General features: G+C 57.9%; 10 protein-coding genes and 2 other RNA genes. 9 read left to right on the top strand and 3 right to left on the bottom strand.

The genetic code is table 11. The features are described 5' to 3' along the window. Window positions 1-64: 64 nt before the first annotated feature. Window positions 65-1,093: a TIR domain-containing protein gene (locus QO002_RS14975; RefSeq protein WP_307231015.1), complete on the bottom strand. Its 1,029-nt coding sequence runs from the start codon at window positions 1,091-1,093 to the stop codon at window positions 65-67. A 444-nt stretch (window positions 1,094-1,537) separates the two neighbouring features. Here QO002_RS14975 and QO002_RS14980 point away from each other — a divergent pair, with 444 nt between their 5' ends. The 9 genes from QO002_RS14980 (at window position 1,538) to QO002_RS15020 (ending at window position 9,287) form a co-directional block, all read left to right on the top strand. Further along, on the top strand, window positions 1,538-2,959 hold the full coding sequence (locus QO002_RS14980) for a site-specific integrase (protein ID WP_307231017.1): 1,422 nt from the start codon (window positions 1,538-1,540) through the stop codon (window positions 2,957-2,959). Then, window positions 2,943-4,892, top strand: coding sequence for a hypothetical protein (locus QO002_RS14985; protein WP_307231019.1), 1,950 nt, complete (start codon window positions 2,943-2,945; stop codon window positions 4,890-4,892). The genes QO002_RS14980 and QO002_RS14985 overlap by 17 nt, the downstream gene beginning before the upstream one ends. 15 nt (window positions 4,893-4,907) lie before the next feature. Further along, on the top strand, window positions 4,908-6,746 hold the full coding sequence (locus QO002_RS14990) for a hypothetical protein (RefSeq protein WP_307231021.1): 1,839 nt from the start codon (window positions 4,908-4,910) through the stop codon (window positions 6,744-6,746). Continuing rightward, a complete protein-coding gene (locus tag QO002_RS14995; protein WP_307231023.1) occupies window positions 6,743-7,282 on the top strand; it encodes a hypothetical protein in 540 nt (179 codons plus the stop codon). The genes QO002_RS14990 and QO002_RS14995 overlap by 4 nt, the downstream gene beginning before the upstream one ends. A gap of 2 nt (window positions 7,283-7,284) precedes the next feature. Next, window positions 7,285-7,642: a transfer-messenger RNA gene (gene ssrA / locus QO002_RS15000) on the top strand. A gap of 11 nt (window positions 7,643-7,653) precedes the next feature. Further along, window positions 7,654-8,004, top strand: a transfer-messenger RNA (tmRNA) gene (ssrA, locus tag QO002_RS15005). A 185-nt stretch (window positions 8,005-8,189) separates the two neighbouring features. Further along, window positions 8,190-8,711 (top strand): SspB family protein, encoded by a 522-nt coding sequence (locus QO002_RS15010; protein WP_307231025.1) that lies wholly within the window; start codon window positions 8,190-8,192, stop codon window positions 8,709-8,711. A gap of 37 nt (window positions 8,712-8,748) precedes the next feature. Next, a complete protein-coding gene (locus QO002_RS15015) occupies window positions 8,749-8,949 on the top strand; it encodes a DUF4169 family protein (RefSeq protein WP_307231027.1) in 201 nt (66 codons plus the stop codon). Window positions 8,950-9,062: 113 nt separating this feature from the next. After that, window positions 9,063-9,287, top strand: coding sequence for a ribbon-helix-helix domain-containing protein (locus QO002_RS15020; protein ID WP_307231029.1), 225 nt, complete (start codon window positions 9,063-9,065; stop codon window positions 9,285-9,287). 30 nt (window positions 9,288-9,317) lie between these two features. On the opposite strand, the gene QO002_RS15025 is transcribed toward QO002_RS15020, so the two are convergent. Together QO002_RS15025 and QO002_RS15030 are read right to left on the bottom strand one after the other, a co-directional pair. Continuing rightward, a complete protein-coding gene (locus QO002_RS15025) occupies window positions 9,318-13,127 on the bottom strand; it encodes an AsmA family protein (protein ID WP_307231031.1) in 3,810 nt (1,269 codons plus the stop codon). 174 nt (window positions 13,128-13,301) lie between these two features. Next, window positions 13,302-14,711 (bottom strand): FAD-binding oxidoreductase, encoded by a 1,410-nt coding sequence (locus QO002_RS15030; protein WP_307231033.1) that lies wholly within the window; start codon window positions 14,709-14,711, stop codon window positions 13,302-13,304. Between the last annotated feature and the right edge of the window lie 310 nt (window positions 14,712-15,021).

Consider the following 15,021-nt stretch of genomic DNA (forward strand, 5'->3'; position numbering starts at 1 on the left):
ACTTCTCCGGGGTCTAGGATGTGATGTGACCCACGTAGGCAGGAAGGCCAAGCCTAGTGTGCCGTCACAGGTGAGTTTCCCAGAACCGGATGCTCCCGGGATCGGATTTCTCGCCGCGCGCATTCAGTGTCGTGGCGATATCGGCATTCATTGCGAAAAGATGCGTTACGCTGTCCACGATATCGCGGAGTCGGTCTACTTCAGGGTGACTATCGACCCATCGGACACCCTCCGGATCGTACACTCCAAGCTCGACTGCGCGGTCCAACTGTTCACCAAAGGCGTTGCCGTCCGGCCGCATGAACCGATTGATACGCTCGACGATGATCAGCCGTGCAATCTCCGGGCCTCCGAGCTCCCAGTAAAGGTTGCGAATTTCATCGAAGGCAGCTTCGAGCTCTTCCTCCCAGGACGAGTCGTCGAATTCCTTTGAGATCCTTGCGACGTCGGCCGGATCCTTCGCCTTCTCCAGCGCCTTGATATGTGCTTCAGCTCTCGACAGCGCTTCTTCAGCGGAATCGCGCTCCTCGATCGCTTTGTCTCGAGCTTTCACAACGTCGTCATGGATCTCGGTAGCAATCCTCTGCGCACCTTTGAGCTTAGACGACAAATCGGGCCAGCCGCGCATGAACTCCCGCATTGCTCGGCTTCTTACGGCCGTCGCGGGTAGCTGCACACCCACATACTCGCTGACTTCCTCGAACATCTGTCCCAGCGCATCGTCGTTGTCGAGCTTCACCCCGACGATACCAAGCAGAGTCGCGTCCATGACTTGGAATGTATTGGGCGGCACAACGATCGGGAACCGGTGGGTGTTCAAAGCCCAGGCAGCGCCAAGCTCCGCCATGCAAAATGCACTATCAAGGTATGCGGGTGTGATCAGCGCGACGACCGCTTTCGCTACGACAGCCTTATCGCGGATGCTGTCAACGAAACTCGCGCCCTTCGGCACTCCTTGTCCCTCAAGGCTCGAGCAGAATATGTCCTTCGAAAGGATGCCAACGGACTTGGACAGAAGCGTTTCGAAAGACTCGACAAGCTCTTTGTCTGCGGCGGCATGGCTTAAAAAGATGATCGGGTCGCTTTTCGGCATACGTAATCTCCCCTCGGTTTTTGCGGGAGCTGATAGGGAGATGCTCGCAAAATAGCAAGCAGATATCGAAACTATCCGCAGCCGCGCCAGAGCTGATCGCCGGCTGGCTCTCGAGCAAAGTCCGCAGCGCAAGTCCGGCCACCCATCCCGTCACTTCCCCACTCGCTCGGCCCTTCACCTCCGTCGCCACTCCAGGGATCAGCAGACGGGACAGCTAGGCACGATCAAAACAAGAATTGAATCCTTAACAAAAGCGGAAACCGATACGGTGAAGGATTCAGCCTCGAATCCTTATTAATTGTTGACAACAACATATTGTTTATAAATGCTTTTTCCGATTTACATACATGCGCAGTTAATGTAGGAAAGCTTCATTGCATCGCATGCCGAACGGATAGCGGAGAACCACACCTCACCACGAGTGCGACCCTGAAGGGAAATCAGATGGCGTTCGTTCATTGGCCGACAGAAGTGCATATGAAGCGAATGAGTGTCCTGAAGGTTGGGCACCCGTTCATCATGGAAGCCAGCGGCAGCTATCCCGACGGTGTAAACTGGTACCTCTTCGAACGTTGCCGAGGAAGAATAGACCCTTCGGATCTGACGAAACCTCGGACGGCACCGGACGAGCCCTCTCACAACAGCGTTGAGTCGATTGTCTACGCAATCGCCAATGTATTGACCTGGGGAGAGACGCTCGAAGCGCACCCCTCGTGTGGCGTTCTTCGATGGCATCAACTGAAACTATGGCACGTCACCGAACTCTATTCGGACGCCCTCGCCCGCGGTTACTGGACGCAACGATATTGGGAAACCGGAATCCCTTCGCCGTTACATCCCGCGTCGACGATACAGCCTCGTCTCAATGAGATCCTTCTGTGTTGGCAATGGATGGAACGATATGGCCTTATCGCGAAATTCGATGAACCGTCGCCGCTCCGCGCTATCGGCGCAGCAATCAAAAAGGCGAACCAATCGTATGCCGCGCGGAGCGCGGCACAGAACGAGACAGGCGCGAAGAAAACGCACTTCCGTCGAAATCGAACAAAGCCGGGCAACGGAGTTATGCCCGGGATGGACCACCTGCTGGACTGGATTGAACGCATTCCATCGGAGACGCCGCGCAAGGCAGTGCTTCACATCCTCGATCGGGGTTTACGGATCGATGAAAACGAAGAGAACACACTTCTTCCGGGGATCATACACGCGCGCGACCTGAGCCACATTCGACGCGATGTACGACATTATTCATGGACGGACGAGCCGAGACTACTGAAGTACAGTCTGACCGATGACCACATGATCGGCGTTCTCCCCGACCGCAAGACAGCGTTTTCCAGCGACAGCCTAATTAGCCAGCGGATCATCGGCAAGGGAAAGAAGATCAGGCTGGCTCACATGACCCGTGGCTGCGCCCAGGCGTTGTGGCACTACGCAGACGGAACCCGGAGAGCCATCCTGCAAAAGAATGGCATCATCCCCTCAAGTGCGCCCGCGCATCTGTTCCTGAATCGAGATGGTCGCCCGCTTAAAGCGGCAGCACTTGCCAAGGCCATAAGCAGGGCGAACGAGGATATGAACGCCCCATTCCGCATAACGGGACATGTGCTGCGCCACCTCTTCGCCTGCTTCTTCCTGAAGAACGCAATAGAGGGCCATGCAGCACGCGAGGGGTTGACGGTCGCACAACTCACTTACCAGCAGATCGAAGCGGTCGCCGAGAACCCAGCGCGGGTTCTGCAATTGCACCTCGGGCATGCTTTTTTTGAGGATACTGCCGGCTACATCAAGCTTCTCATCGATTGGTGGCTGACACCGATGTACTTCGACATGTGGAACGAGTTCCTGGATGGCCAGCGTGCCTAGGGGACCGCGTATTGGATCGACAGTTAGTCAGGCAATAGATCGGGCATTTCCGACGCTCGTCGCGCCTCATCCAAATAAGACTGAAGATGCTCGAGAACGTGAGTTCAATTTTGAAGAGTTTGCCGACTGCCCGCTCATCTACCGGAACGTTCACGCGATCCGAGAGGAATTCATAAGCGGGAAGAAGACAACGAAACATCAAATCACGATGCTAAGAACAATTAGAGCTTACATCTTACACTACGAGGATAAATTCAACTGTGTCATCGCTTCATCTGAAGATGTTTCCGTTTCATTTTGTGTAGAATTTATAATTTACTGCACAAATAGACTAAAGACAGGAGCGCATCTAGTCAGATACTGTTGGCGCTTTCTCAAAATCATTGGTGTTCCGACTGACGTCATCCCTCCTAACCCGCTCACTGAGCCTATTTCTGAACCTCGTGAGGAACTCGATGAACGAAAGGCCCGACATTTCCTCAACAGGGCAAAGCAGGATGCTAGGGTCATCATCGAACGCTTCCAGCAGGCGGAAGAGTTGGCGTCCAAGGGACGCGACCCGCGCCGTCTGGCAGGGGGCAGAAATGGCGACTGGGATGAAATTGAGAACCGACTCTGGATTTGCCGGGAAGTCCTAGGGCTTCAGGCAAGAACCGAGAGAGATCTCATCGCGCTCGGGTACCGGACCATTATTGCAGGGCTCGAGGCGCGTCCTGGTGCATTCACAATCGACCCGAAACTTGGTGCCACGCAACAGAATGGTCTCTTTGCGCACCTGCGTTTTTTTCATCCAAGCGTGGGTGATCTCGCACCATTCATCGCGCTTCTGATGATCAGAACCAAGGTCAACCTGCAATGTGTCGCGGACATTAAGGCTTGGTCTGAGTGGGCAGAACCGTATTCGCGAGCATTCTCCCACGACGAGGAATCTGAACGATGGGTGTGGATAGTAATGCCAAAATTGCGAGGCGCCCAAGGGAGTAAACGCGAGCGCTTCGATCGGAAGAAAAACCCAAAAGTCGCGAAGCCACCCGCAAGGATCAGAATCCCGAGTTTAAAAACACCATGGTCGCACCCCTACCAGGTTCTCAGCTTCGTTCAGAAGTTGACACACCCCCTCCGAGAAGAAATCAAGCGGAGAATTAAAGAACTTTCCTCAAAGTCAAGCATCTGCCAAGAGGAAAAGATAGAGTTATACAGGCTTCAGTTTATAAAAGACGATATGTTTGTATTCAGAACCAGAAACATTATTACTTCCCTCAACCTTCAAACACGGAGTTCTCAACAAACACCGAAACCCCTTCTTGAAATATTCCAAAGGTACGGCTTGACCGCAGGAGTACGACAGCTCCGCGATGCAGGGCTTCAATTCGGCTTCCGGACATCAGGACATAACCTGCTCATACTTCACTTGCTGGCACGGCACTCAAATCCTGGGACAGCCGCCGCCTACGCGCGCCGCCGGGACTTTTTTCGCCGAAGCGAAGAGCTGTTCGTTGCGATCTTCGACAAGTCGATAGCATTGGTCCGATCGTCCAACTACACAATCGCGAATTTGAGAAAGGAACTGAAATCCTCAGGTCTTGAAGACTGGCAGATCACCAACATTCTCGATCCGAACACCCGAAGCCGCTATGGCAACCGATGTGGTGGACCAACGTCGCCACCAGAGCCCTTCAACAATGGCACGCCACCGGGTCAGCTTTGCCGTAGCCAAGATTGCATCGATGGCTGTCCGCTGGCTCGGTTCCTACCGGATGCACTCCCGTTTCTGGTGAGGCAATGGATTTCGATCAAGCAGCAGCTTGGGAGCGTCGGCGTTGCTGCAGTGTTTGAGAATTCGCTTCAGCACCGTCTAAACAGGCTGGAGAGGATTCTCGATAAGTACCCCCCCTCGGCCGTTCTTGCGGAAAGGGAAAAACTGCAAAAATGATGGAGGCATGAACACGTGACAAATCCCGTAGCCGACACCTATTCCCTTCTCGAAGAGACTGAGGGAAGCCTATGGCTCGCACTTTCGCGATCAATTAATGCCCTGCGGCCGCCCTATTTACCTGCGATGCAGGTCACGCCCAAGTCAGTATTTGCCCAGCACCGCTGGCTGCTACCAACCACCTGGTTTCCAGCGGGATCCCACCATAAGGCAAACCTCAATTTCCTCGCATCGGCGTACTTATCGGACGGGCAAACGCGCCAGCTCGACCCCGGTTCGCTTCTGATGCAGCAGTTGAAAGAAATTACTTACGCACTGCTTCACATCATCCACATCTTCTCCGACGCACGGACGCCTTCAACAATATTCAACACCTTCGTAACGGTGCGAAAGTTACTGATCGCGACGGCCCACGTGGGATGCAGAAGCCTTGCCGATATTACGCCGGCCAACGCACAGTCGATTATTGATCTGTCCGCGAGCGCACGTATCCGAACAAGGCTCGTTACTTGGTTGGAAAATCTCGCGGAGTTGACGCGAAGAGGTTATATCACTGAAGGTGTCCAGAACTACGACTTTGAAATCGAAATCGTTCGCCCCAATAAGGATACGTCCGTACCAAAGGGGAAGCAGCCACTCAATGACAATGAGCGAGCGCTTCTACTGACCAAGCTCTTGAAGGTTCTGGAACATCAAGACGAGTTCATTCGCTGGACGGAGGATTGCCTCGCAACACCCAGCGCAAGCAGCCATGCGCGGGAATGGCTATCAACCCTCTTTCCAAACGCTGCCGAGAAAGACTATCGCTTTCCTGATATCCTAATACACCTGTATCAGGCAGCGACAGGTTTGTTGGTCGGCGAAGCGCTTGGCCCCCGACCATCCGAGCTGTTGTCGATCGAAAGGGGGTTCATTCACCGCCACGGCCCGAACGCGTTTGTCTCGCTCGACCATTTCACCTTGGATTCCGTCACAACCAAGTCGATAAGGAAAATCGGCGGAATGCAGAGACGCCTGCGCATTCCGGAGCTCGTTTACAAAGCAGCCGTTGGACTGGAGGAGATCCACGCTATGTTGGGTCGGAGGACGCCAAGACTTTTTTCTGGCGTTTCCGAAGAGCTAGAATACAGCACCAACAGATGGAACTGGATCCTTAAGAAGTTCTGTGAGGTCACTGAACTTCCCTTTCGAGTGACTCAGTACACCGCTCGAAAGACGCTGATCTCCAACGTGGCGCGAACCGTTACCAACGGCCTATCCGCTGCGCAGGTCGTGATGGATCACGAGGATCGCGGGACGACTGCAGGGTACGGCCTCTCGAACCCCTTCGTTCGCGAAGAGATATACGCAGAGTGCCTCGACGCCTTTCGAAATGGGACAAGAACACTCCTCGAGACCACCGCAGCCGCAGGAGGCCCAGGCCTCGGCGGAAAAGGCGGAGCCCGACTTGAAGCGAGCGTCGCATCCCTTGCAGGCGATGATGGCGTCGTTGTGCCCGAGGCGATCGAAACGTATGTCGAAGAACTGCTGCAACAGGACTTCGTCCCGGTGCCCGTCGCGCGCGGAGTCCTCTGTTTTAAACAGGCCACCGTTAAGGGCGAATGCGGAGATATCGTTCCTGACATTGGGGGCTGCAAATCCTCCTGCCCCGCACAGGTTCAAGAACAGAATAGGCGCGACCTGATGCTCTGGGAGTTCGAGATCGCGCGCTCAGGTGGCTTGGACGAGGTTTCCCCGCTTCAAAAGGCATTCTGGGTGAACGAGATCGGAAGCCAGTTGGCAGCGTGGCCAGATTTGCGGCCTGATTTTGAGGCAATTTTGACGACCGTACCGGCACTGAAAGGAATCCGATGACATCGAAGAAGTCCACCCCCAACAAAAGAAAGGCCTCAGATGACCTCAAGTGCGCAGCTTATTCGCGAACCGAAGACGCGCTTCGGAAAATCCAGTCTGGCATGGCCCTCGTGGAGGAAGAGCTTCAGAGCCGAGCGCTCTGGGACAGGATGGCGCGCGACGACAAAGTGGAGCTTGAACAGGGAGACTTTATGGTCCTATGCGGACTAGGGTGGAATTTTCTCAATGGTCCGAAGCACAAGGAAACAACGAAACCCGACGTGGTCGAATTCCTTGCAGGCGTGAATCGAAAGCTGCGCGAGCAACTTGCCGATCATCCAGATGTCGAGATCGGGAGGTCTCCTACCAAGGCGTACCTCCAGCTTCAGGCCCGCTATGAACGACTGAAGAATGAACGGGACGAACTGCGCGACTATCTCAATCGCGTGCTCACCCGCACCCATGAATGGCATTTGGAACGCCTCCAGGCCCTTCGCATGGTGCGAGAACTCAAGGAGGCTGCGGGTGTGTCAGTTGTACATCTTCACCGTCGATAGCCCCCATTGAAAGTCATGTGAAAATACACTATCTCAAAGGTGCCTTCGCAAGAAGGCTATGGCGCTAAACCGTTTGTGCAATAGATGTGCAGGACGCGGCTTCGAAGCCGCCGCCTCCACCACAAGCAGCCGCAGTAGCGACTGTTTGTGATGGGGGCGACATGGGATCGACTGGCATTGAAAGACAAAAACTGTGCTCGGCATGATACCGCCGTTATCGGGTCAAAATAGTAGTTGCAAACGACAACTATGCGGAAGCTCGTCTCGCTGCTTAATCGCAGTGTGACACTTCAAATCAAGTCCTAGGGGGTCGCACTCTTAGGCGGGGTTCGGAGGTACCTGGCAACAGAAACCTCCACTTAATCCCGACCGTCAGTTAGTCCACGTCAAGATGCGTTTAAAAGACTGATTTTCCTCAATACTTACGTCGACTAACTTCACTTTTTGTCTTTATAAGGTTCGGTACCCGGCGCCTCCACCAAAAACCGGTCGGTCACGATGACCGGCTTTTGATGGGGGCGAAATAGGATCGACAAGGGTGTAAAGATCGAACTTTTGCTCGGCATGATACCGCCGTTATCGGGTCAAAATAGTAGTTGCAAACGACAACTATGCGGAAGCTCGTCTCGCTGCTTAATCGCAGTGTGACACTTCAAATCAAGTCCTAAGGGGTCGCACTCTTAGGCGGGGTTCGGAGGTACCTGGCAACAGAAACCTCCACTTTCCCCCTTTGCTTGCCCCTGTCGGCCATCGCTTACGCTATTCGAGCACCTGCCTGCGCGCTTCAACTTCTCCAATGCCTTGAAATGGTCTATAGCTGTTTTAGATGACTCGGCTTCGGTGTATGATCGGTGCCACGCCATCGGTACGACGCGTAATAGAGTTGCAATGAAGGAACAGGAACCTGATGGGCCAAGATCATATTCGCTACGACATTCTCGCCCAGGACGCCCTGCGTGGTGTTATCCGCAAGGTCCTGACCGAAGTCGCAGCAACCGGCCACCTGCCGGGTGATCATCACTTCTTCATCACCTTCCTCACCGGCGCCCCTGGCGTGCGTATTTCCCAGCATCTGAAGGCCAAGTATGCCGAGCAGATGACGATTGTCGTGCAGCACCAGTTCTGGGATCTCAAGGTGACGGAAAGCCTGTTCGAGATCGGCCTTTCCTTCTCCGACACACCGGAAAAGCTGGTCATTCCGTTCAACGCAATCCGTGGCTTCTATGATCCTTCGGTAAACTTCGAGCTCGAGTTCGACGTTGCTGCCATCGAGGACGAGGAAGAAGGCGAAGGCGCCGAGATCACGGCCTATCCGGTTGCTCCGGTCGAAAGAGTTGTCGAGACCGACGCGGATGCAAATCCTGCCGACGACGGCAGCAAGGCTGGCGCCTCGGTCGTTTCCCTCGACAGCTTCCGCAAGAAGAACTGAGCCGCCATCGTTTGCGGCCCTTCAAGGCAGGCGTGACATGACAGGCGATGTCGTCAATCTGAGACAGTTCCGCAAGACCAGGGCGCGCGACGAGAAGGAAAAGCGTGCCGAGCAGAACCGTATCTCATTCGGCCGAACCAAAGCCGAAAAGACCCTGACGCGTGCGTTAAACGAGAAGTCCACGCGCGCGCACGAAGCCGGGAAACGCGAACCGCCGGACGACCCCCCCGGTTCGTAGCCTGCGCCTCCGGCAGCTTTCCGCCGATGAATAAAGGCGACGTCTTTCAATAACTTGCCTTCGTATCCGGAATCATTTTCCGACAGACTTGAATCACTTTGCGAGGCTCGACCGTGATCCGGAAACATTCGGCAACCCTGCACGGCCATCGCACCAGCTTTTCCCTGGAAGAACCCTTCTGGCAGGAGTTGAAGGCGATCGCCGAAACCCGCGACATGCCGATCGCCCGCCTGATCGCGGAGATCGACGATGCCCGCGAAGCCGAAAGCAACCTGTCCTCTGCGCTCCGGGTCCATGTGCTGGAATGGCTGAAGCGTTTTGGGACCACATCTCCCTGAAACATCTCGCCGCGATGGCAGCGCAGGCTCCTATTGCTGAACGCCGACACCGGGAAGCGTGTTGAAATCGAGCGGTTGCGATGGCGTGACCGTGCCGGGCTGCACAGCAGGCGTATCCGGCGTTGTCCCGTCCGCATTCGGCAAGGCCCCGCCGCGCTCGACCTCTTGCCCGGGCTCCACGGGTATCTTGAAGGGTGCAATGCCGGATGGGTCCTGCTGCTGCGCTCTGGCTGCATCCTCGGCGGCTTTTGCCGCAGCCTCTGCCGCGGCCTTCTCCGCCGCAGCGCGCGCTTCGGCTTCCGCCTTCTGCTTGGCCGCCAGCTCGGCCGCCAATACACGACGACGGACTTCCTCTTCCGCCCGCAACTTCTCTGCCGCCCGCTCGGCTGCCTTCGCCTTGTACAGCGCGACTTCGCGGCGCAGCCGTTGCTTCTCGAGCACATTTGCCTGCAGCGTCTCGACACGCCGCCGCTCGCGCTCGAACGCACGAAGCGACAGGAAATTCGAAAGGTCGGTGACGTCCATCGTCACACCCGGCGCCTCCAGCACCCCCTGGTAGTCGAGTCGCACCTGCGGCTCGGCGCCGGCCAGCGCTGCGTCGCCGGCATCGAACTTGACGGTCGCGGAACCCGTCATGCGGTCCTCCGGGAAGGAAAGCTCGGCGTCGGCCGATATGCTGGCGCCCTCGTTGGCCGCCGTGACGTTCTGCGCCCTGAGCCTGCCGCCGGCAATGTTGAACGGCACGGTCACGGCGCCGATCGCCGACTCTCCCGCCAGAATGGCCCGTTGCGCATCCTTCTCGATCGTCGATGGCGAAATCTCGCCCTGTACGGCGTCGGCAGCGGCGATCACGGCCGGCAGGGAGCCGGTATCGATCCCCTTGACCACCACATCACGCAAGGTTGCCGTTCCCGATCCGCTCATGCCTTCCGCCATGGCACGAACGGAGGTACCGGAGGTCTCCATACCCATCGTCAGATCGAAGCGGCCGGACGCGACTGCCGCACCCGATTTTTTCCAAACGGCCGATGCAAGGTCGCCGTCGGTGACCCCTATCTTCGTCTGCAGGAAGCCGGAACCATCTCCGCTGCCGATCAGGATGCGGCCTTCCGCCTTGCCGCCGAGCCAGCCGCCGGAAATATCCGCGAGCTCGACCTGGTCACCCTTCCAGAGCATCTTGCCGGACATATCAGACACGGCCCCGTAGACACCCGGCCAGAACGCCTTTGCCTTGATACCGAGAGCGACATCAAACCCGCTCCAGCCGGAAAGGGCCACCGGCGTCTGCGAAAGACCACCCTCCACGATGTTGTCGACCGGCCCCAGCATTGCCTCTCCGAGCCAGCCGAGATCGATGGTGTCAAAGGCAAGGTCGCCCGCTGCCTTGCCGGGCACGGTGCGGTCGAAAGAAACCGCGCCGTTGAATGCATTGCCATCGGCACGCCCCTCGATGCCCGAAACCGCGACCGCATCCTTCGAGCTTTCCACATTCGCCTTGAGCGAGATCGGAAGCCCCGTCCCCATCTGCGGCAGACCGATGCCCTTCAGCATAAGAAAGGGCTCGATGTCCTGGCTCTCAAGCGTCAGGGAACCGCGACCATCGAGGAAATTGTCACGCGCAAGATCAACCTCGCCATTGGCCGAGAACGAACTGTGTTCCGAGGTAAAGCTCAAGGTGCCGTTGGCACGGCTGCCATCGGTGCCCTGCAGCTTCAGCGACAGCACACCATTGGCCTCTGCATCGAAAGGCAGCGGATCGAGGCCAGCCTGCCCAAGAAGCAGCGGCGTCGAGGGGTTTTCGAGCGTGGCTTCCAGCATGATGCCGTCGCCGGAAAGCGCCTGGGCGATGCTGGGTGCCTGATAGTTGGCGGCAATCTTGGAGCCGTTGGACGTGCCGACAACGCCGAAAGCGGCCGGCGCCTTGCCCTCCTGCCCGCCGGCCGTCAGCGTAAAGTCAAGCGCGGCATCGGTGTAATATGGGCCGGCCACGATCATCCGGTCCAGGATCGGATGCGCCGGCGCATGCCGTGCAATCATCGCCAGAAACGGTGTCAGGTCTGGTGAAGCAAGCTTCATCTTGGCCGAGACGACCGGCGACGACATGTCGCCACTCATGCGGCCCGAGAGCGCCAGCCGCGCGCCGGCAAGATCACCGATCGAGACGCGCTCGGCCTGCAGCTGGCCATTCTTCAGCGTGACAACCAGCTGAACATCCCGCGCATCCTCCCCGAAGGCCGAAAACTTTTCGGCCGAAAGGTCAGCGGCAATCGTATGGGCCAGAACGGTTTCATTCGAGGAATCTCCCGCAACAAGCCCCGTCAGTGCGCGTAGCGCATCGAGATCGATCTGGTTTCCCTGCAGCTTCAGCGAAAGGCTGGGCGGCACGCCGTCCAACGCCTGCCGTTCGATCCGGCCATGAAGAACTGCTGGTCCGGCGGCAATCTCCAGCCGCTCGAACTGCTGCAGCGTATCCGTCAGATTGACGGTGGCAGAAAAACCCGCCGTCTTCAGCGTCCTCAGCGCCGGATCGACTGAGCCGGCGAGCCACGCCGCGAGACCGGATGGTTGGTTGGAGGCGATCAGCAGGTTGCCCCGGAAGGCACGCGTCCCCTTGAGGTCGAGCCGCCCCTTGGCCTCCAGCTGCGTGCGCCCCGGCAGTTGCGCCACGGCGTTATCGATGATCCAGCCGCTACCATCGGGGCGCAGATCGAGCCGAACTTCGCGAACGGTGGTATCGCCGATCACGATGGCCGGCAGCTTGAGGCTCGCCCGTCCCGGCACGGACGGGATCGGAATGTCTGCTGCGATCGCCAGGGCGGCGGACAGGCGCTGGCGCACGGAAATCGCCGGATCGCGCCCGGTCTTGCCAGCTTCGCCAGTGTTGCCAATGCGGCTGACGTCGATCTGCTGACCATCCGCCAAAAGCAGGAATTCCGGCTCCTTGCCGGTATCCAGCGTCGCTTCGCCGGTCACCAGATAGGGATCGTCCTTCGATCCGATCTCAAGCCGGTAGTCCGGCACGCGGATGCGCTCGTTGGTGAGTTCGAACTCGCCGTTCACCCGAAGTGCTGCAGCATCGTCCGCCTTCTGGGCTTCGGCGGAACGGTTCTCCGTCAGCGTGAACTTGCCCTGATAGACCGGCCTGAAATCGACGATCTTCAGATTGCCGTCAAGCTCGACGCCGAAAGGACGTTTGTCAGGCACGAGCTTTGCGCGCAAGCCAAGCTCGCCTTTCTCGTCGATTTCGCTGCTGGAAAACAGGAAGCTTCCCGCCTCCCCGTCCAGCGCCGCCCGACCCTCCACCTTCCACGGCCCCGCCAGCGAGCGGGCGGAAAGATCCGCATTCAGGTCGGTGATGCGGCGTGTCCGGCCCGTCTGTTCGTCAATGAAATCGATCTGGCCGTTGCTGATCTCGACATTTTCCAGAACCACGATCTTGGCCGGAATGGCAGCCCTACGGCCCCGCGCCCAGTCGAGCGTACCATCAGGCAGAAGCTTGATCTTTGCCTTTGGCGTGTCCAGCCGCATGTCGAAGATGAGCGCCTCGCCGCTCAGGAACGGCGCGAGTTCCGCATCCATCGAAAAATGCGCGACCTGGATGAGCGGCTCACCAGCCTCGTTCTCGCCAACACGCACATCATTCAGGGTCACGGAAGGAAAGGGAAGAAGCCGCGCATCGACACTGCCATGGACGACGACCGGCCGCCCCATGATCCGGCTCGCCTCGCGCTGGAACTCCTGGCGAAAATCGGTCCAGTCAATGAATAGCGGTGCGATCAGAGCCGCAAAAAGCGCCGCCACCAGGAGACTGCCAACGAAAACCAGAATTCGCGAAAGCACCAGCTCTAAAACCCTACCCTATATTCAGGACCTTCACCCATCGGGCGACAAGGCCGTGTTCCTGCAACGAGCGCACTCCCGCCACCATGATGCACAACGCTTCAAAGAGGGGAAAGATACGCGACGGCGCCACCGGGACGCTATCCCTCACTCCTTAGCATCAGCGATGCGTTTTCACATGGCAAAAATCTTGCCCGGATTGAAGATATTGTCCGGATCAAGCCCATGCTTGATCTGCCGCATCAGATCGAGCGCATCACCAAGCTCCTTCTCTAGGAAAGGCATCTTGCCCTGGCCGATGCCGTGTTCGCCCGTGCAGGTTCCGTCCATTGAAAGCGCCCGGTCGTTCAGCCGCGCAACGAAGGCCTCCGCCTTGGCAATATCCGCCGGATCCTTGTCGTCGAAGAGCAGGCCGACATGAAAATTGCCGTCGCCCGCATGGCCGACGATCGGCGCCAGAAGGCCATGGGCGCGAATATCTTCCTGGGTGGCCTCAACGCAATCGGCCAGCCGCGATATCGGCACGCAGACATCCGTCGAGATGATCCCGCCGCCCGGCATCAGGCTCTTCTGCGCCCAATAGGCATTGTGCCGCGCCTTCCACAGCTGGTTGCGCTCTTCGAGATTGGCAGTGGAGCGAAACTCGGTGCCGCCAAACTCCGCCGCAATCTCCGCAAACTGGCGCGACTGCAATGCCACCGTCTCCGGATTACCGTGGAATTCGACGAACAATGTCGGCTGTTCGGGGAATGTAAGCCCGGAATAGGCGTTGCTCGCCCGCATCTGCGTCTCGTCGAGAAGCTCGATACGCGCCACCGGAATTCCCGACTGTATGGTCAGGATCACGGTGTTGCAGGCGTCAGCTGTCGTCGGAAACGAGCAGACGCCGCCGGCAATCGTTTCCGGGATGCCCTGCAGCCTCAGCGTGATCGAGGTGATGATGCCAAGCGTGCCCTCGGCCCCAACGAAGAGCCGGGTCAGGTCATAGCCGGTCGATGATTTCTTCGCCCGGTGCGCCGTGCGAATTTCCTTAGCCCCCGCTGTCACCACCGTCAGCGCCAGAACATTGTCCTTCATCGTGCCGTAACGAACCGCATTGGTGCCCGACGCCCGCGTCGAGGCCATGCCGCCAATCGAGGCATTGGCCCCCGGATCGATCGGGAAGAACAGGCCGGTATCGCGCAGGTAGGTGTTCAGCGCCTCGCGGGTAATACCGGGCTCCACGGTACAGTCGAAATCGCTGGCGTTGACCTCGAGAACCCGGTCCATCCGGCCCATATCGACGCTGATGCCGCCAAAGGGTGCGTTGATGTGGCCCTCAAGCGAAGAGCCGGTGCCGAAGGCAATCAGCGGAACCTTGTGCTCGCTGGCAAGCGCAACGATCGCCTGCACCTCTTCGGAGCTTTGCGGAAAGACAACCGCATCGGGCAACTGCCCAGGAATATAGGTCGTGGTGTGCGCATGCTGGGCCCGCACCGCTTCACCCGTCTGCAGCCGCTCGCCGAAGCGCTCGGACAGCGCCGCGATAACGGCCGCAATTCCGCTCTCATTGCGTCTTCCGGTCTTGATTGCGCTCAGTGCCATGCCCGCTTGCTCCCTCCCCCCGCAGCACACGGCTGCGAAGCTCCTTTTCCCGAACATCACAAGGAAAAGGAAATATCCGCTCTTTTCAAGGCGGTACTGTGCAAATCGGAATCATTTTGTCCAGCACTTCACCCGCAACTTCATGCGGGTTCAGCGCTTTCTTGGCAAGGTGCGGCCACGCGGTCACAAACCGCGGTCGGATGGCCCGTCGCCCCCTTTTCTCGTACGTGGCCAGACTATCGGACGTCCGGTTTGCTTCCTCTTCTCCCCAGCGGGGAGAAAGTGGCCCGAAGGGTCGGATGAGGGGGCG

The organism is Pararhizobium capsulatum DSM 1112 (assembly GCF_030814475.1).
GTDB lineage: Bacteria > Pseudomonadota > Alphaproteobacteria > Rhizobiales > Rhizobiaceae > Pararhizobium > Pararhizobium capsulatum.

What these genes read in the sequence shown, in the direction of transcription:
- QO002_RS15010 (WP_307231025.1), top strand. Translation starts at nt 8,190, where the DNA reads ATGGGCCAAGATCATATTCGCTACGACATTCTCGCCCAGGACGCCCTG.
- QO002_RS15030 (WP_307231033.1), bottom strand. Translation starts at nt 14,711, where the DNA reads ATGGCACTGAGCGCAATCAAGACCGGAAGACGCAATGAGAGCGGAATT.
- QO002_RS14980 (WP_307231017.1), top strand. Translation starts at nt 1,538, where the DNA reads ATGGCGTTCGTTCATTGGCCGACAGAAGTGCATATGAAGCGAATGAGT.
- QO002_RS15015 (WP_307231027.1), top strand. Translation starts at nt 8,749, where the DNA reads ATGACAGGCGATGTCGTCAATCTGAGACAGTTCCGCAAGACCAGGGCG.
- QO002_RS14985 (WP_307231019.1), top strand. Translation starts at nt 2,943, where the DNA reads ATGGCCAGCGTGCCTAGGGGACCGCGTATTGGATCGACAGTTAGTCAG.
- QO002_RS14995 (WP_307231023.1), top strand. Translation starts at nt 6,743, where the DNA reads ATGACATCGAAGAAGTCCACCCCCAACAAAAGAAAGGCCTCAGATGAC.
- QO002_RS14975 (WP_307231015.1), bottom strand. Translation starts at nt 1,093, where the DNA reads ATGCCGAAAAGCGACCCGATCATCTTTTTAAGCCATGCCGCCGCAGAC.